Source organism: Undibacterium sp. 5I1 (assembly GCF_034314085.1).
Lineage (GTDB): Bacteria > Pseudomonadota > Gammaproteobacteria > Burkholderiales > Burkholderiaceae_D > Undibacterium.
The window spans coordinates 3,193,222-3,210,033 of the sequence record NZ_JAVIWI010000001.1; the positions used below are offsets into that span (position 1 = coordinate 3,193,222).

Annotated in this window: 16 protein-coding genes and 1 riboswitch; of the genes, 8 read left to right on the top strand and 8 right to left on the bottom strand. The window is 47.6% G+C overall.

Translation table 11 applies throughout. The features are described from left to right. The first annotated feature begins 219 nt into the window (after positions 1–219). From RGU72_RS14080 to RGU72_RS14095, 4 genes are all read left to right on the top strand, one after another. Positions 220–822 carry an NAD(P)H-dependent oxidoreductase gene (locus tag RGU72_RS14080; protein WP_322120321.1) on the top strand — a complete coding sequence of 201 codons (603 nt, stop codon included), beginning with the start codon at positions 220–222 and terminating at the stop codon, positions 820–822. Beyond that, positions 822–2,630, top strand: coding sequence for a glutathione-regulated potassium-efflux system protein KefC (kefC, locus tag RGU72_RS14085; RefSeq protein ID WP_322120322.1), 1,809 nt, complete (start codon positions 822–824; stop codon positions 2,628–2,630). The genes RGU72_RS14080 and kefC overlap by 1 nt, the downstream gene beginning before the upstream one ends. 33 nt (positions 2,631–2,663) lie before the next feature. Next, positions 2,664–2,795: riboswitch (yybP-ykoY riboswitch) on the top strand. Positions 2,796–2,964: 169 nt separating this feature from the next. Then, positions 2,965–3,537, top strand: coding sequence for a TMEM165/GDT1 family protein (locus tag RGU72_RS14090; RefSeq protein ID WP_322120323.1), 573 nt, complete (start codon positions 2,965–2,967; stop codon positions 3,535–3,537). A gap of 24 nt (positions 3,538–3,561) precedes the next feature. Beyond that, positions 3,562–4,371: a hypothetical protein gene (locus RGU72_RS14095; protein ID WP_322120324.1), complete on the top strand. Its 810-nt coding sequence runs from the start codon at positions 3,562–3,564 to the stop codon at positions 4,369–4,371. A 185-nt stretch (positions 4,372–4,556) separates the two neighbouring features. Here RGU72_RS14095 and RGU72_RS14100 read toward each other — a convergent pair whose 3' ends face one another. The 5 genes from RGU72_RS14100 to RGU72_RS14120 all read right to left on the bottom strand — a co-directional run bounded on the left by RGU72_RS14100 (position 4,557) and on the right by RGU72_RS14120 (position 10,800). Next, positions 4,557–5,204 carry a LysE family transporter gene (locus RGU72_RS14100; protein WP_322120325.1) on the bottom strand — a complete coding sequence of 216 codons (648 nt, stop codon included), beginning with the start codon at positions 5,202–5,204 and terminating at the stop codon, positions 4,557–4,559. 161 nt (positions 5,205–5,365) lie between these two features. Beyond that, positions 5,366–6,922: an HDOD domain-containing protein gene (locus tag RGU72_RS14105; protein WP_322120326.1), complete on the bottom strand. Its 1,557-nt coding sequence runs from the start codon at positions 6,920–6,922 to the stop codon at positions 5,366–5,368. 264 nt (positions 6,923–7,186) lie between these two features. Then, positions 7,187–8,815 (bottom strand): tetratricopeptide repeat protein, encoded by a 1,629-nt coding sequence (locus RGU72_RS14110; RefSeq protein ID WP_322120327.1) that lies wholly within the window; start codon positions 8,813–8,815, stop codon positions 7,187–7,189. A 339-nt stretch (positions 8,816–9,154) separates the two neighbouring features. Continuing rightward, positions 9,155–9,352 (bottom strand): DUF2905 domain-containing protein, encoded by a 198-nt coding sequence (locus RGU72_RS14115; RefSeq protein ID WP_322120328.1) that lies wholly within the window; start codon positions 9,350–9,352, stop codon positions 9,155–9,157. A gap of 203 nt (positions 9,353–9,555) precedes the next feature. Further along, a complete protein-coding gene (locus RGU72_RS14120) occupies positions 9,556–10,800 on the bottom strand; it encodes a class I SAM-dependent methyltransferase (protein WP_322120329.1) in 1,245 nt (414 codons plus the stop codon). Positions 10,801–10,891: 91 nt separating this feature from the next. Here RGU72_RS14120 and RGU72_RS14125 point away from each other — a divergent pair, with 91 nt between their 5' ends. The 3 genes from RGU72_RS14125 to ttcA all read left to right on the top strand — a co-directional run bounded on the left by RGU72_RS14125 (position 10,892) and on the right by ttcA (position 13,253). Beyond that, positions 10,892–11,779, top strand: a complete 888-nt coding sequence (locus RGU72_RS14125; RefSeq protein ID WP_322120330.1) for an SDR family oxidoreductase — start codon at positions 10,892–10,894, stop codon at positions 11,777–11,779. Positions 11,780–11,865: 86 nt separating this feature from the next. Beyond that, the gene (locus RGU72_RS14130; protein WP_322120331.1) at positions 11,866–12,264 is read left to right on the top strand and encodes a dihydroneopterin aldolase; all 399 of its coding nucleotides are present in this window, start codon (positions 11,866–11,868) and stop codon (positions 12,262–12,264) included. Between the two features lie 74 nt (positions 12,265–12,338). Beyond that, a complete protein-coding gene (gene ttcA, locus RGU72_RS14135) occupies positions 12,339–13,253 on the top strand; it encodes a tRNA 2-thiocytidine(32) synthetase TtcA (RefSeq protein WP_322121646.1) in 915 nt (304 codons plus the stop codon). Positions 13,254–13,483: 230 nt separating this feature from the next. Here ttcA and RGU72_RS14140 read toward each other — a convergent pair whose 3' ends face one another. Genes RGU72_RS14140 through RGU72_RS14150 form a run of 3 tightly spaced genes read right to left on the bottom strand, consistent with a single transcriptional unit; the run spans position 13,484 to position 16,218 of the window. Next, positions 13,484–15,073, bottom strand: coding sequence for an ammonium transporter (locus RGU72_RS14140; RefSeq protein WP_322120332.1), 1,590 nt, complete (start codon positions 15,071–15,073; stop codon positions 13,484–13,486). Positions 15,074–15,102: 29 nt separating this feature from the next. Further along, entirely contained in the window at positions 15,103–15,441 is a 339-nt protein-coding gene (locus tag RGU72_RS14145; protein WP_322120333.1) for a P-II family nitrogen regulator, read from the bottom strand. 24 nt (positions 15,442–15,465) lie between these two features. Next, positions 15,466–16,218, bottom strand: coding sequence for a TorF family putative porin (locus tag RGU72_RS14150; RefSeq protein WP_322120334.1), 753 nt, complete (start codon positions 16,216–16,218; stop codon positions 15,466–15,468). A 341-nt stretch (positions 16,219–16,559) separates the two neighbouring features. Between RGU72_RS14150 and RGU72_RS14155 the strand changes: the two genes are divergently transcribed. Then, complete coding sequence (locus RGU72_RS14155; protein ID WP_322120335.1) at positions 16,560–16,802, top strand: accessory factor UbiK family protein; 243 nt, start codon at positions 16,560–16,562, stop codon at positions 16,800–16,802. The last annotated feature ends 10 nt before the right edge of the window (positions 16,803–16,812 follow it).

The window sequence follows — 16,812 nt, forward strand, 5'->3', positions numbered from 1 at the left end:
GGCTGATTTTTCTCTTGGTTTGGTTTTAATGCTTTTGAATTTTGCTTTTGTGTCTAATACACGACGCGAACTCTTAGCCATCAGGAAACAATACTAGGCTTGCGCAAAATAAACACTTATAAGTAAATGATCAGAGAAAGTGCCGCGTAAATACGCTAGGATGTTTTGCTATCTGTGCATCTAAACATCGAATCTAATTCCATTGTCCTAAACAAAATTATGCCCCCGCCCTCCATTTTATTGATTTGCGCCCATCCTGCGCTGCATCGCTCCCGCGTCAACCGGAGGATGATTGATGCCGCAAAAACATTGCCTCATGTTCACATACACAATTTATACGATCATTATCCAGATTTTTTTATAGATGTTGCAAATGAGAAATCTTTATTGGAAAAAGCCGATCTGATTGTTTTTCAATTCCCAATCCATTGGTACAGCGTACCCGCTCTTCTTAAAGAGTGGATGGATGTCGTGCTGGAATATGGCTGGGCTTATGGAACCGACGGCACCGCGTTAAAAGCTAAAGATTTTTTGTTGGCCAGCACCACCGGAGGCAGTAGGCAAGATTATCAGGCGGACGGAACCCATCGCCATGAATTCGACTTATTCTTACCTCCCTTGCAACAAACTGCACATTTATGTGGAATGAACTGGCGCACACCACATTTGCTGTTTGGCGCTCATCAGGCCGACGAGGTTACCGTCAATCAGCACTGCCAAGAGTATCGCGACTTGTTAAATACCTATCCTGATTGGATACCGAAGATCACGACGCCATCGAACCCAATTCATCACCCCGCATCAGCGCAAGAGGCTCCTTGATGGAAAATAATTTGTTACTTAATGCACTGATTTATCTGCTGGCAGCCGTGATTGCCGTACCAATTGCGAAGCGTTTAGGCTTAGGTGCAGTGCTGGGTTATTTGCTGGCAGGTATGGCGATCGGTCCGTGGGGCTTTCGGTTGATTGAAGATGTGCAGGTCATTTTGCATTTTTCAGAATTCGGCGTGGTGCTACTGTTATTTGTCATTGGGCTTGAATTAGAGCCGAAGCGATTATGGGCAATGCGACGTCCCATCTTTGGCTGGGGCGGAGCACAAGTGATTGGCTGCGCTGGCGCTCTATTCCTAGCCGGTCTTGCATTTGGTGTCGACTGGCGAACTGCACTGATCGCGTCACTGGGTTTGTCGCTATCGTCCACCGCCATCGCGCTAGCAACGCTGGAAGAACGTAATTTAATGACGACTCCCGCTGGTAGCGCTAGTTTTTCTATTCTTTTGTTTCAAGACATTGCAGCGATTCCGATGATTGCGCTGATTCCCTTACTGGGAGTCGCAGATGCGCAGGGCGAAACCGAAGGCTGGTTGGGTGGCCTCAAAGTCATCGGCGTCATCGCTGCTCTGATTGTCGGTGGTCGCTATCTAATCAGACCCATCATGCGCATTATCGCCAAAACCGGGATGCGCGAAATCTTCACTGCCTTTGCTTTACTCCTGGTGATCTCGATTGCATTGCTGATGGAATCGGTCAATATGTCGATGGCACTTGGCACTTTTTTAGCGGGCGTGTTGTTGGCAGAATCTGAGTATCGGCATGCGCTCGAAAGCGATCTTGAGCCATTTAAAGGCTTGTTGCTTGGCTTGTTTTTTATTGCCGTAGGTATGTCGGTCGATTTTGGATTGTTTTTAACCAAGCCGCTACAAATTATCGGTCTGGTCTTGGTATTTTTATTCCTGAAAATGTCGGTGCTGTACTTCCTCAGCGTGCGCTTTTCGATTCCCAAAGTTCAACGCTCCCTGTTCACTTTTTTGTTAGCACAAGGTGGCGAATTTGCCTTTGTCGTGTTTGCCACCGCGACTAGCGCCAAGGTATTTTCCGCTGAAACCTCCGCCCTACTGGTCGTCGTGGTTGCCTTGTCGATGGTGGCGACGCCGCTATTGCTCGTGATTTACGATAAGTGGATAGAACCGCATTTACGCAACTTGTCGAAACCACCGGACGACGAAATCACCTCACAAGATAATCCGGTCATCATTGCCGGATTTGGACGCTTTGGACAAATCATCGGCCGTTTGCTGTATGCCAACCGGATTACGTCCACAGTTCTGGATCACGATCCAGACCAAATCGAATTACTGCGTAAATTTGGCTTCAAAATATTTTATGGCGATGCGACTCGCGCAGATTTGTTGCTGTCCGCAGGTGCCGATAAAGCCAAAGTCCTGGTGATTGCGATTGATGATGTGGAAGATAGTCTGGCACTGGTTGATATCGCCAAAGAACATTTTCCGAACCTGAGTATTATTGCCAGAGCCCGTAATGTCGGGCATTGTTACCAGCTAATGGACAGAGGCGTAACGATTTTTGAACGGGAAACCTTTGAGGCATCATTGCAATTAGGTCGGCAAGTGCTAGAGCATCTTGGCTTTGGCGTGTATCAGGCGCGGCAAACAGCGATGCGCTTCCGCTCGCACAATATTAAAACGATCCATGCGGTTTATCCGCACTACAAAGATCAACAGCAAGTCGTATCGATTGCCAAACAAGCGCGGGATGAGCTGGAGGAAATGTTTAACCGCGACAAGGAAGCGCGTGAGGCGGCGCATAAAAGCGGTTGGGATGCGTCCTGAGTTTGACAGAAATCGTATGCTGTATAATCCGAAACTTATTTCATTGGGGAGTAGCCTGCTTCAGCGTTTTGTCAGCAATTTGCTTAACAACGCAGAAGAAAACGCATCAACATACTTGACAACCGTCATGGTGCGTTTGGCCTTAGTAAGTGCGAGCATGAGCTTGGTTATTGGTTGAACTGTTAGTTGAATTATTAGTTCAGCATTAGCAGCATCAGCTAATCCGTATTTACAAAGATTGGGCAAGACCTTTGATATATGCACCTTACTTACCTAGGATTGGGCGAGAGGTGCATTTATCATTGGTTTTTATCTCGCCCGATCCGCACATCTCATGGAAGCTTTCTTCGTCTCTGCCCTTGCCATCACCATTGGTGAAATTGGCGACAAAACTCAATTACTCGCGCTGCTTCTGGCTGCTCGCTATAAGAAACCCATCCCCATTATTTTAGGGATTTTAGTCGCAACACTGGCGAATCATGCTCTGGCTGGTTTGTTAGGGCAATGGGTTGCCAGCCACGTCTCCCCTACCATTTTGCGCTGGGCATTGGGCTTATCGTTTCTGGCAATTGCGGCCTGGACGCTGAAGCCAGACGAGATGGAAGAGAATACCGTTACCGAAGGTCGTTATGGTGTTTTTATAGTGACCTGCATCACATTTTTTCTGGCAGAAATCGGCGACAAAACGCAACTTGCAACGGTCGCCTTAGCTGCCAAATACAGCAATCTTGGTCTGGTCGTTGCGGGTAGTACCTTGGGTATGTTGATAGCCGATGTGCCTGCGGTGTTCCTTGGCAAAGTCGCCTCGCCAAACTTTCCGTTCAAGCTGGTACGTTGGATCGCCGCCGCTATTTTTGCAGTTCTGGGTATCGTCGTATTGACGGGACTCGGCAATCAATTTTTTTGAATTTTTAGAGTAGATAAGATCGACATGACGACATTTAGCTTACCCGCAGGAACACTGGTCAAATACGGCACTGTCTCCACCCAGTTGTATCCGATCTTGCGTAACGGCATTCACGCTAGCAGCACCCGCCAAAGCTTGCATACCGGAGCTGAACAAGCTCATGTCGAGAACGGCATCTACGTCGGCGAACTGATGGCCTACTTCGCCGCCTGCATCGCCTTCCGTCAAACCACCAGTGAATTGCATGCGGCACATGAAGCAACGCTGGGCACCTTTGTCCAAGCATTGCAGGAGGTGCGCGGAGAAAAACCGAAGATGCCAGAACTGGAAGACATCGCAGTGCAAGCCGGTTTGCCAGTGGTGTTGGAAATCGAGTTGGGCGAAGCCTGCGTACTGCATGCCGATCAACAATTTATCGAAGCCGACAATGCGGAAAAGAGCTGGAAGCTCTGGCGCAGTGTCGCGATTGCCCGCGATGGCGGCATTCCTGCAAGCTGGGTCAAACGCTTCTATTTTCCGCGCTTGCTGGATTATCGGGATGTGGGCAGTTCACGTAACCCTAAGATGCTGGAGCAAACAACCGACAGCGCATTGATGGTCGGCGGCTTGATGCAGTACTGGCACAAAGATACGCCCGGTGATTTATTGCTGGCATTTAAACAGCAATACAAGCGTACCAATTTCTCGCAAACTAGTAATTTTGATGACACCGCGCTGGAACGTTTTTTCAATCTCAACGCCATGCTTGATCCGGCAACGCGTTTGTTGAATCAAATGAGCATCTGGCAAGACATTGATGCGCTCGCCAAGAAGCAAGAAATTCCACTGGACTAAGCTGAGCGAAATCGCGTGTGTGTATTGAAAGGAATAAGGGGATTATTTAATATACTCCCCTTTATTTTATTAAAATATGCCCTATTGACCAAGTTTTATATGGACATCTAATATATACCTACCCAGAGTATATATTATATTGTCTATACCAATCAGTCACAAACTGAAGTGAATTGAGTCGCAATTTAAGTACCCGGACTGCGCTTAACAAAAAATAACGCAGCGCCAATCGCCATTAAAATCCCACCGAAAAAGCGATTCTGCTTTTTCACTAAACGTGGATCGCGGAAATAGCGTTGCATCGATGACGCTGCCCATGCATAGCTATGCATCACCACTAAATCTACAGCGCACATCGTCATCCCCAATATCAATAACTGAGGCAACAAGGGCGCGTCGTGGCTAATAAATTGCGGCAATACCGCCACCATAAAAATGATCCCTTTTGGGTTCGTGGCATTGGTCAAAAATCCAATTAAAAATCGCTTACGCAAATCCGGCGCCACCGACGCTTGCGAAGACAAAGCGCCGTAATTGGCACTGACATCGACTTTGGCGCGCCATTGGCTAATGCCTAAATAAATCAAATACACGGCACCGATGATTTTGACAGCGCTGAAAGCAAATTCCGACGCCATCAAGATCGATCCTACGCCAGCACCGGCAATCGTAAACACCAATAGCAAACCGGCTTGCAAGCCCATGATTGTTCCGCTCGTTTTTTTAACTCCATAATTTAAGCCATGCGCCATCGAGAGTACAGCACCAGAGCCTGGGGAAATCGCAATCAGGCAGGCTGCGAAAAAAAAGGTGAGCCAGAGGGTAAACGTCATGATGAGTCCGTAAGTATTTTGAGCAAGAGCGAATAAGCCAGGCAGCAAGTTTGCTGGGGGGTCTATTTTAATCTGTGGAAGAAATTCGAGGACAAGCGCATCACAAAATAAGAGAAATAAAATTTTTACGCTTACTTATTTTGCTATTGGACTGGCTTTACTTAGCCACGCATCATGGCGGCTAATAATTGACTCTTTAAGGTTTTAATCAATGCAGTTTCGTCAGGAGGGACGCCCTCTTCTGCCGCGATTGCACGGTCTGCATAAAAAAATCCCAATGCTTTTTTCTGGATGACGAGCGGTAATACGATAAAGCTCAGGGCATCTGGTAACAGCGCACGATGCCAGCTTGGGAGCAGTTTTTGTATCTTCGGAGCGGTCGCATCAGAGATCATCAAATCCGCATTATTGGTCATGGCCAAATGAAACACGTCTTGCTCTACTTTCATCGGGAATACAAAACCCCGCTGTCGCTCTGCATACAGTTCGCCAACTGATACACGTGCCATAAAGCTGGAACTGGACGGGTCTCGCAAACAAACCGTGGCGAAGCGAAAACCCATGCTGCTGTACAAGGTCTCCAGCACCAGCAATATCATGTCATTGAGTTTGATTTGATCAGACGCCAGCATTTGCGTGACGTCTTGTACCCCTGCCAGCAAGAGGTCACGCGCATTGCGTGGCTTGCCGCTAGCGTAGCGTTCAGCCTGCTGCATTTGATCTGCATTAAAACTTTTTAACAAAAATTCGCTAGGGAATTCGCCGTCTGCAGAGAGCGTTTCGTCGATATCGCCAGCAGCTGGAAGAGCGATGTCCATACTCTCTGCTAGTTGTCTGGTTTCTTGCGTCACTCGCGCCAGCATTTCTTCCAGCTTGGCTTGATCGAGCTCTAAGACTTTGCCAAATTTTTGCAGTAAAGGTTTGCAGCGTGCACTCAGATTATCTGTGCCTGTGGTGAGCACCAGACTCGCTACGCCATCACTAAAGGTGGCGACTTGCTTAAGCCACTCGTTACGGTGGCTGGCTTTTTTTTGTTCACCGGCGGGTAACGCACCCAGTGATTGAATAATGGTGTCGGGAATTTTCCAATCCTGCAATGCCATCTCGCCAAAACGGTCATAACTACAACCTAACAACAAGCTGGAGGCATCGGCAGCATTCGCCTGCCCGCTTGTCTGCATGGCCTGTATACGTCCGTATAAAACATGATCAAACGAGGCGACTAGAACCCGGCCAATATTTTTAAACAAAGCGGCAACAGCGGCTTCTTCTGCATCTTGATAATGACTACGCTGCGCCAGTTCACGTCCGACGATACTGGCGCAAAGCGCATGTACCAGCTCTTTGCGGACACTTTGCGCATGTTTTTTATCTTTAAAACAATCCACCAGCAACATCGCCAATGCACCGGTTTTTACCGTGTCAAACCCGAGCAAAAAAATCGCTCTTGAAATCGTAGTGACTGGGACGGTAGCCCGGGTGCGGTAATGAATAGTGTTTGATAAACGCAATATTTTTTGCGTCAGTGCTACGTCAGCCAAAACAAAATGTGCCAGCTTGGCAATCGAATCTTCGCCAGACGAAGTGATCTCCACCACCTTGGATACGACTGCGCCCAAGGTCGGCAAAGTAGCATCTTCTGCAATTTTTCTGAGCAAGCGATCACGCGCAATTTCTGGCGCATTCTGCTCTAAATTAACGGAGGTATCGATAGGCATAGATAACAATAAGTAGGTACGCTGGCGATTGGCTTGCTCGTTTTAGATCGTGCTTTGGTTGTGCTTTGGTTGTGCTTTGGTTGTGCTTTGGTTGTGCTTTGGTTGTGCTTTGGTTGTGCTTTGGTTGTGCTTTGGTTGTGCTTTGGTTGTGCTTTGGTTGTGCTTTGGTTGTGCTTTGTTTTACTTTGATTATGCGTAATTCGATGACGACGCCAAACTCAATGCGTCCTACTTTGCTTCTCTTTTTGTTCTTAATTTATGTATCTATTTCACTTTTCTTACTGCGGTAATACCATATTTCTTTTGAAGCTCATCATACAAACCCTGAATCGCTTTGAGTCGCGGGTTCATCGGATCCAGGCGACGCGCAGATTCAATTAAATGTTTGGCCTGCTCCCCGATCTGATTGTCCCAACCCAGATTCTCCAGACACTTCAGCGCTGCCAATGCCGCGTTCATCACGACTTGCGGATTATCCGGCGATTTGCGGGCGGCGGTTGTGAGTAATTCTACCGAGCCGCGGAAATCACCTTGCTTGGCTTTTTGCACACCTTGCGCTACCAAGTCCATGACTTCTTTTTGACTTTGCTGTGCCAGCTCTTTTGCCAGATGTCCTTTGCCTACGCTCTCAAATACACCGATCGCGCGGGTCATCATTTTTTGGTTAGTGGCATTGCGCATCACGTCAAGAATAACCTCAGTGGCCTCACCCTCTTGATCATTTTCTAGACAGCTTTTGGCTAAACCTAATTTAAGATTAGTCGACAAGCCTATATTTTCGCGGCTGGCGGCAACTGCTGCGCCCAACTCATCACCGAGGCGCGCATCACCCGTAGCGGCATGGATTTTAGCGGTAGAAATCGCACGGCAGGCGGCAGTCTTTTTCAGCCCGACCATGTTTTTTTCCATGTCACGGATGACTGATTTGGCTTGCTCGTTATCGCCTTTTTTGACTAAGGCATCGACTAATTTGACATGATCTTCGGGGTCGCGAAATTCTGAGAATTTGGCTTTAGCGACGACTTTTTTAAAAGTGGCTTCGGCAGTTTCTATATCCCCCGTTTCTAAGGCGATTTCACCCAGGCGACGCAAGCGACGTACTGCGTGGGGCGATACTTCGATGGCAGTTTCCAGCACTGTCTGCGCCTCGGGTAACTCGCCGATCGCTTCGTGCGTTTTAGCCAGCCAGTCGTAGGCGTCCATGTATTTGTTATTCTCAGCAACCAGCGTTTTGAGAATATCTTCGGCCTCTTCAAAGCGCCCTTGCATAAATAAAGTTTTGGCTAAACCGAGTTTGGCCCAGGCTACCGCTTTCATTTCAAACAAAGCGGTGTAGAGCGCCTCTGCCTCGGCGGCTTCGCCCAGAACGACATGCAACTCGGCACGCCAGCGCATGAAGTCAACGACGTATTTGGGATAATCGCGCTCGCCGTGATGGCAGGCGGTAATTGCTTCGACCAAAGCACCTTGCTCCATCAGAGCGAAGATTTCGACAAAGGCTTTACGTTTTTCGATTGCCTTGATCACACGCTCTAGCAGCATGTCGGCGGTAAAGGGTTTTAATAAATAATCGGAAGGTGCCAGCTCTGCCGCGCTAACCACTTTGGCGTAAGCGCGCTCGGCCGTGACCATAATAAAGATGGTGGAAAGCGGTGTCAGTTTGTGGTGGCGCACGTCTTCTAATAATTGCTGACCATCCTGGCCTACGCCGAGATCGTATTCACATAAAATCAGATCAAACACTTTGGATTGGATAGTACGGATCGCTGTACCAGCGGTCAAAGCATGTTCAATTTTAGTTATGCCGCATAAATTCAGCATATTGTGCAAACTGACCCGCATGCCTGCATGCGGCTCAATGAGCAATGCTCTTATTTCAGCTAAATCGCTCATGGACACCTTAGGTATTCGTTATTTTTATCGGGATGCTGACTTGCCGCCTGCAACTTGGATTTCGCTTGAATTTTAGTTTTAGCCTTAGTTCTAACCTCGGTTTTAAACTTAGTTTTAAACTTAGCTGCAACCAAACTTCGTTGCTCGGGCGCAATGTGTTTTAAATTGACGGTCTCAATGTCCAAAACTTTAACCTATCCAAAATGGCTTTGGGCAATTTTCAAGCTAGCTTCACGCTAAAACCACATTCAACTGGTTTATGGAGGCTAACTCAGTTGCGAACTCAGTCGCTACATGAGTGACTAAGTAAATAAGCAACTAACGGTCAGACGTGTCAGCTTATTTGAGGAAGCGCGCCAACAAGAGCACGACTAAGGACAAAATAATGGTCGAGGCAAACGGCAGAGAGAAAACCCGACCAAACAATTTAAAGCGCACATCGCCAGGCAAACGCCCTATCCCCAGTTTTTCTAACCAAGGTAATAAGGCGCTAAAGACAATCAATGCGATAAAAATCGTGAGTACCCAACGTATCATTGCCAAGCCTCTGAAGTGAGGTTAGAAAATACGGCTAAATTGGCGATGAATATCATATACTCCCAAAATTTTTTTCTAAATACTGCTGATTGTCCAGACTTTAATTGGACGATTAAAATATACTTAATGGGAGTATATAGATATCGATCACTTCATCATTCTGCTTAAAGTGCGCTTTATCGACTCTTTAATTGCAGGAATTACTATAAGCGATGACTACGGTCGTGTCGCAATAGTCTGGCATCCAGTTCCACTCCCGCACCAACCACCAAGACTTTAAACAACTCCCCCATCTCGGCAGGCGAAATCAGCTTTTGCAGAGCGTTGGCTTTTGGCAGATACGCCATGGGGTCGCTGGCGGAGGTGCGCATAAGCAATTCACCGATGCCGGCTTCCAGCAAAAATCCCGCCTGGCTGACATAAGCTAATAATTCCAGCCCACCTGCTTGTGCTGCCAGCGCCATGCTGGTGAAATCCACATGCGCCGTAATATCTTGCAAACCCGGCAAATAAAATGGATCGGGATGCGCATGGTGCCGATAGTGACACATCAGCGTGCCCTGCGTACGTTGATCCAGATAGTATTCACGCGCAGGAAATCCATAATCAATCAGAATGGCGAGCGCGCCTTTGCCGATGAGTTCTCTCCCCTTTTTCAGCATTGCAGCCAGGCTGCGCATAAAGCCTGCGGCAACCGGATGGAGTTCCGTCATGTATCCCAGCGGAAGCTGATCAGCGCCGGGGATTTGTGCCAGCAGCTGCGACTGCAACTGAGCATCCATCGCGCGGTCAGAAAAAATCAACTCCGAGCCGTGCTTGATCGTACTCTCTGCCGAGGTGTGCTCAGGCTCAGCTTGATTGCGTAGGGCCACACCGACTTCGCGCCAGCCCCGTTCTGTCTTCACCACCAAATGCACTGGCATAGCGTCCAGCACCTCGTTACCCAGCACAACACCACAAAAAGCGTCGGGCATTTGTTGCAACCATTGCACCTGCGGGAAATTTTTCAGCAGGTCTTCTTGTCTTGCTCTTAGCTCGCCAGACAATTCCACGATAAAATAGCGCTCAACGGCAATCCCAGCAGCCTGACATTCTGACAAGAAGTCAAACGCCAGCCTCCCGGTACCCGCCCCGAATTCCATCACTTGCGCGCTGGTTTGCGCTAATAAAGAGGCTGCCAGTTGCGCCAAGGTCGCACCAAATAGCGCTGACATTTCTGGCGCGGTTGTAAAATCACCGTCTTTGCCTAGTTTTGCCGCACCACCGCTGTAATAACCCAGATCCGGCGCATACAAAGCCAGTTCCATATAGCGAGCAAACGAGATCCAGCCTGCATTTGCGTCAATCTGTTGAATAATGTGCTGCTGTAAAGCCTCAGAGGCCGCCTGGGCATCGGCGCCGGGTGCAGGTAATGTAAGTTGCTGTCGTGTGGAGTGAGATAGTCGCATAGCCGCATTGTATAAAAATCGTCGCCTTCAAGGTGTAATTAAAGGTGAAATTTAAGATTAAAAAGAATCAGCCGAGTAAGAAAGTATCGCCATGACAATTACCATTACAGCCGCTGATTCAGCCGCTCCTTCAGTATCTGCTACAGCATCTGATACCGCATCCGCTTCAGCTCCCAAGACAGAAGCGGTCATCAATTCGCCATCAGGTTTGACGCGAGTGGTATTGGTCACCGGCGCCGCCAAACGCATCGGTCGCACCATTGCGCTGACTTTGGCGCAGCGTGGCTGGGATGTTGCAGTACATTATGGTCGCTCAGAAGAAGAAGCGCTTGGTGTGGTGGCAGAGATCAAGGCCATGGGCAGGCGCTCAATTGCCTTGCATTGTGATCTGGCGAATGAAACTTCGGTCAAAGAGTTGCTACCCAGAGTCATCGCGGCCTTTGGCAACGTGCAATGCGTTGTAAATAACGCCTCGCTATTTGAGGAAGATAGTATTAGCGATGTCTCCAAACTGCGTTTAGATAAACATATGCATGCCAATTTGTTAGCTCCGCTTTTGTTATCACGGGCTTTACATGCAGCCACGCCGGATGGGCAACAAAGCTGCGTGATTAATTTGCTGGACCAAAAGCTGCAAAATCTGAATCCTGATTTTTTGTCGTACACCCTATCCAAAGCAGCCTTGCAATGCGCCACAACGACCTTGGCGCAGGCACTCGCGCCCAAGGTGCGCGTGGTTGGTGTGTCGCCCGGGATTACGATGGTGTCCGGCCACCAGACTGCTGACGATTTTGCGCAAGCACATCAAGTCACGCCGCTGGGTCGCTCTAGTACACCTGAGGATATCGCCAATACGATTTGCTTTGTCGCCGACATGCCTGCGATTACGGGCACGACCATCATGGTGGATGGCGGCCAGCATTTGCTGCCGTCTGCACGTGACATTATGTTTTTAGCGACCTCGGCGACACCTAAATAAAGATCTTATTCCTTACCTGTATTCGACCTACTGTAGTTTTACAATTCCATAATTCCATAATTCCATTACATTGAACTGACCCCATCATGCTATCTGTCCTCCACTATCCACAACTCGCCGATTGCCGTCGTTTATTTTTGCGTAATTACGAAGTCATGATCAATATCGGTGTGCACGATTTTGAGAAAAAAGGCGAGCAACGCGTGATCATCAATGTAGATTTATATATTCCGCTGGCGCTCTCCACTCCGTCTGCAGATCATCTGGACGAAGTAGTAGATTATGATTTTATCCGCGAAACTATTGCGCAACGCATGGCACAAGGGCACGTTCATTTACAAGAAACCTTGTGTGACGATGTCACCAAAAGTATGCTGGCACATCCTCGCGTGCGCGCAGTCCGGGTCTCTACCATGAAGCCCGATGTCTACCCCGATTGCGAAGGTGTGGGCGTAGAAGTATTTCAAATTAAAACCGACATTTAAGCGCCATCATGCAAGCACAAGAAACCACTTTTGCCGATTTGTCTGATTTGTCTAATTTATCTAATAACGGCGCGATGCCAGTGCAGACACCAGTTAGCCAAAAGTCGCAAGAAAAAATCACTTACGAAAATAATAAGCTGCACAAGCGCCTGTGCCGCCAGGTTGGTCAGGCGATCGGTGATTTTAATATGATAGAAGACGGCGACAAGGTCATGGTCTGCCTGTCCGGCGGCAAAGATAGTTATGCCATGCTGGATATTTTAATGACGCTGCGTGAACGCGCGCCGATCAATTTTGAGATCATCGCCGTCAATCTCGATCAGAAGCAACCTAACTTTCCCGAGCATATTTTGCCAGCGTATCTGGAAAAACTGGGCGTCCCTTACCACATCGAAAATCAAGATACCTACAGCATCGTCAAACGCCTGATCCCGGAAGGCAAAACTACCTGCTCGCTATGCTCCCGCCTACGTCGTGGTATTTTGTATCGGGTTGCAGATGAACTGGGCGCGACTAAAATCGCTCTCGGTCACCATCGTGACGACATTTTAGAAACCTTTTTTCTGAATATGTTTTTCGGCGGCAAACTCAAAGGCATGCCCGCCAAATTGCAATCCGACGATGGCAAACATATTGTGATCCGCCCGCTGGCGTATGTGAAGGAAGAGGATTCAGAACGCTACGCTCAGGTCAAGCAATTCCCGATTATTCCCTGCGACCTCTGCGGTTCACAAGAAAATCTGCAGCGTAAGCAAATCAAAAATATGTTGCGTGGCTGGGAAAAGACTAATCCTGGTCGCGTAGAAAGTATATTTTCGTCACTGACCACGGTGGTGCCATCGCACTTGATGGATAAAAATTTGTTTAGTTTTACAGATTTAAAAATCGATGGCGTAGCAAATGCCAACGGCGATATTGCCTTTGATGACGAGCCCTGCGCAACGCCCTCAAAGAATGTGATTTCTTTCAATCTTGGTATGGAAGAGTAATCTGTACTCAAAGCGCCAATTGAAACTCTGGAGAAATAGCACTGAGTTCAACTAAGATTAAGTTGTTTCTATAAAAAAATAGGCACTTTATAAAAGTGCCTATCAAGTCAGTCACATGCGCTCTAAACATGCACTGAAGATACTACCCCGAGAAAAACTTTGCAGCTGATGTGAGAACCAGGTAACTGGATTTCACATCAACGATTACATCAATACCTCAACAACATCCATTAGGAATGGTAAGCCGATTCACCGTGGCTGGTAATGTCCAGACCTTCGCGCTCTTCATCTTCAGGTACACGCAGACCGATTACCAGATCAACTAATTTGTATGCGATGTAAGAAACAATACCCGACCACAGTATTGTCGTACCAACTGCAGTTGCCTGGATTTGAACCTGACCAATGATGGAGTAAACATCGGTGGACATTTTGTTCGTGACGTAATCCATGATTCCCTGACCACCGAGTGCAGGTGATGCAAACACACCTGTCAACAAAGCACCCAAAATACCACCGACACCATGCACACCAAACACGTCCAATGAATCATCTGCACCCAGTAAGCGTTTCAGGCCATTGACGCCCCACAGGCAAATCACACCTGCCAGCAAACCAATGATCAGGGCGCCCATAGGACCGACGAAACCGCAAGCTGGTGTAATCGCAACCAGACCGGCAACCGCACCGGAAGCACCACCCAGCATCGATGGCTTACCTTTAGACATCCACTCACCGAAAACCCAGGAAACAGTCGCAGCAGCAGTAGCCAGCAAGGTATTGATGAACGCCAGTGCAGCGACATCGCCTGCTTCTAAAGCAGAACCTGCATTGAAACCAAACCAACCCACCCACAATAATGACGCACCGATCATGGTCATTGTCAGGGAGTGTGGTGCCATCGATTCTTTACCGTAACCAACACGCTTGCCGATCAAATAAGCACCAACTAAGCCTGCTACCGCAGCGTTGATATGAACGACAGTACCGCCAGCGAAGTCCAACGCACCTTTTTGGAACAGGAAGCCGCCTTTTGCAGTTTCAGTCGCCAAAGTCGCAGCATCTTTAATCGCATCAGGACCCGTCCAGAACCAGACCATGTGCGCGATCGGCAAGTAACTGAAAGTGAACCACAATACGATAAACAGTAAAACGGCGGTGAACTTAGCGCGCTCAGCAAATGCGCCGATGATCAGGCCGCAAGTAATTGCTGCAAAAGTCGCCTGGAAAGCCACATAGACAAATTCAGGAATCACAACACCTTTGCTGAAAGTTGCCGCAGTCGCGAACGTTGCTTTGGCCGGATCCCAAATACCGTTGAGGAACAGGCGATCAAACGAGCCAATAAATTTGCCACCTTCTGTGAATGCCAATGAGTAGCCGTAAATGCACCAAAGTACGATAACCACTGCAAAAATCATGAAGACCTGCATTAAGATTGACAGCATATTTTTAGAACGAACCAAGCCGCCGTAGAACAAAGCCAAGCCTGGAATTGTCATCAAAATGACTAGCAAAGTAGATACCATCATCCAGGCAGTATCGCCCTTATTGGCAACAGGTGCAGGTGCAGCAACAGCGCCTGAAGCGGCTGTAGCATCTGTCGCCGCTGCCGGTGCTACTGGCGCCACGGCAGCACTGGCAGCGGCGGATGCCATTTCAGCAGGCACTGATGCAACGGCTGGCGCAGTAACAGCAGCAGTAGAAGCTGGTGCATCCACTTTGGCAGATGCTTCATCGGCTGCGATTGCCGACGATGCAAAGCCAACGGACAGGAACAAGGCGCTAGTTATCAACGCTTTGCAGAATGTTTTTTTCATGTGTGATCTCCCTGATTCCACGATATCGGTCACAGTGCGTCGTTGCCGGTTTCACCGGTACGAATACGCACAACTTGTTGCAAGTCATAGACAAAAATTTTGCCGTCGCCGATTTTCCCGGTACGAGCAGCAATCTCTATCGCTTCAATAGCACGATCAACAATCGCATCATCTACCGCAGCTTCAATTTTTGTCTTGGGCAAAAAATCGACCACATATTCGGCACCACGATACAACTCGGTATGCCCTTTTTGACGTCCGAAACCCTTGACTTCAGTGACTGTAATCCCTTGCACACCAATAGCAGACAGTGCTTCTCGCACCTCGTCTAGCTTAAAGGGTTTAATAATGGCGGTAATCAGTTTCATGCTGACCTCTATTTAATAAATGTTTTAGAACGACTTCAGTGCGGAGAAAACTAAGCTTGTCTTACCAGTAAATTTACCTGCAGGTGTGTAATATAACTTCTCATCAGCATTGGTTGCGATAGCGGCAAGGCTAAAGGTGACGCCAACAAATTCTTTAGTTACGCCAATCTTCCAGTCGGTGTAAGCAGAGGCAGTATTATTTTTGACGGTTTGATGACCCACATGCAAATTCAGGGTGTAACCGGCATCTGGCACGATATCCACATTGGCACCGATGTCTAAGTAACCACTATTTTTACTATTAACAAATCCAAACAAATTTGTTACTGAATGAGAGTATTTGACATATACCGGACCATAACCGAGTTGGCCGTAGATCTCAGTTGTGTTTGCGTTAGCAAACCCAGGAACACTACTCAAACCATTGGATGGATAGACATATGAGAGAACGCCAACATCGTAAGAGACATCTTTAACGATTTCGCCACGCTTACCGCCGTAAATATCCCATTCAACATTGCCGCTACCACCAGCATCTTTAGTCCATTTAATTGTCGATAACCATGTGCCCGCGTAAAAACCAGTAGGATTGTGGGTGTAATCAGCACCACCTTGTAGCGCAGGGTCGAGACGAGTTTGCGAAATACCACGATAGCGGTAGTCACTTACACCACCGATATTGAAACTAACTTCATTGTCTGGCTTAGCGTCTTCTGCATGAGCCAGACTAGCGCCAAAAGATGCTGCTACTGCAACTGCTAATAGTAATTTTTTCATGGACTTTCCCGTTTTTAGTTATGTTGCGGCTTAAAAAACTTTTACTATTTGCATCCATTAGCAGGAGTCGTGCCAAGCCACCATTTAAACAAAATAAAATTTGCCATTTTTGGAAAAAATCCGCAGCAAACACAGCATTAAATTGCAATTAGGCAGCTGTCAGTGCTTACGTGATGAGTTTGATACGTTATGATTCCATACAAGTTACAATGCAAATAGATGCAAAGTAAGCAATCTATTTTTACCCCAGCCAATAAACGCACCAAATAAAAGCAAATTTAAGTTCTCTGTTTATTTTTACGCCCCATTTAAGAGCATAAAAACTACTTCTAAGGATTAATATGAACAAGCAAGATTTTTTTAGTGATATTCAAACCAAAATTAACCAGGTGTTAGAAAATTCACCAGCCAAAGACATTGAAAAAAATGTCAAAGCGATGATGAGTCAGGGTTTCTCCAAACTAGATTTGGTGACCAGAGAAGAGTTTGATATCCAGGCGCAAGTCCTAGCAAAAACTCGTGCCAAGTTGGAGGCATTAGAAGCGCGCATCGCTGCGCTGGAAGTACCGGCCGATAAAACTTAAACACTAAGCT

Excerpts from the sequence above, each read along its gene's own strand:
- RGU72_RS14080 (WP_322120321.1), top strand. The coding sequence starts at position 220 with ATGCCCCCGCCCTCCATTTTATTGATTTGCGCCCATCCTGCGCTGCAT.
- kefC (WP_322120322.1), top strand. The coding sequence starts at position 822 with ATGGAAAATAATTTGTTACTTAATGCACTGATTTATCTGCTGGCAGCC.
- RGU72_RS14090 (WP_322120323.1), top strand. The coding sequence starts at position 2,965 with ATGGAAGCTTTCTTCGTCTCTGCCCTTGCCATCACCATTGGTGAAATT.
- RGU72_RS14095 (WP_322120324.1), top strand. The coding sequence starts at position 3,562 with ATGACGACATTTAGCTTACCCGCAGGAACACTGGTCAAATACGGCACT.
- RGU72_RS14100 (WP_322120325.1), bottom strand. The coding sequence starts at position 5,204 with ATGACGTTTACCCTCTGGCTCACCTTTTTTTTCGCAGCCTGCCTGATT.
- RGU72_RS14105 (WP_322120326.1), bottom strand. The coding sequence starts at position 6,922 with ATGCCTATCGATACCTCCGTTAATTTAGAGCAGAATGCGCCAGAAATT.
- RGU72_RS14110 (WP_322120327.1), bottom strand. The coding sequence starts at position 8,815 with ATGAGCGATTTAGCTGAAATAAGAGCATTGCTCATTGAGCCGCATGCA.
- RGU72_RS14115 (WP_322120328.1), bottom strand. The coding sequence starts at position 9,352 with ATGATACGTTGGGTACTCACGATTTTTATCGCATTGATTGTCTTTAGC.
- RGU72_RS14120 (WP_322120329.1), bottom strand. The coding sequence starts at position 10,800 with ATGCGACTATCTCACTCCACACGACAGCAACTTACATTACCTGCACCC.
- RGU72_RS14125 (WP_322120330.1), top strand. The coding sequence starts at position 10,892 with ATGACAATTACCATTACAGCCGCTGATTCAGCCGCTCCTTCAGTATCT.
- RGU72_RS14130 (WP_322120331.1), top strand. The coding sequence starts at position 11,866 with ATGCTATCTGTCCTCCACTATCCACAACTCGCCGATTGCCGTCGTTTA.
- ttcA (WP_322121646.1), top strand. The coding sequence starts at position 12,339 with ATGCCAGTGCAGACACCAGTTAGCCAAAAGTCGCAAGAAAAAATCACT.
- RGU72_RS14140 (WP_322120332.1), bottom strand. The coding sequence starts at position 15,073 with ATGAAAAAAACATTCTGCAAAGCGTTGATAACTAGCGCCTTGTTCCTG.
- RGU72_RS14145 (WP_322120333.1), bottom strand. The coding sequence starts at position 15,441 with ATGAAACTGATTACCGCCATTATTAAACCCTTTAAGCTAGACGAGGTG.
- RGU72_RS14150 (WP_322120334.1), bottom strand. The coding sequence starts at position 16,218 with ATGAAAAAATTACTATTAGCAGTTGCAGTAGCAGCATCTTTTGGCGCT.
- RGU72_RS14155 (WP_322120335.1), top strand. The coding sequence starts at position 16,560 with ATGAACAAGCAAGATTTTTTTAGTGATATTCAAACCAAAATTAACCAG.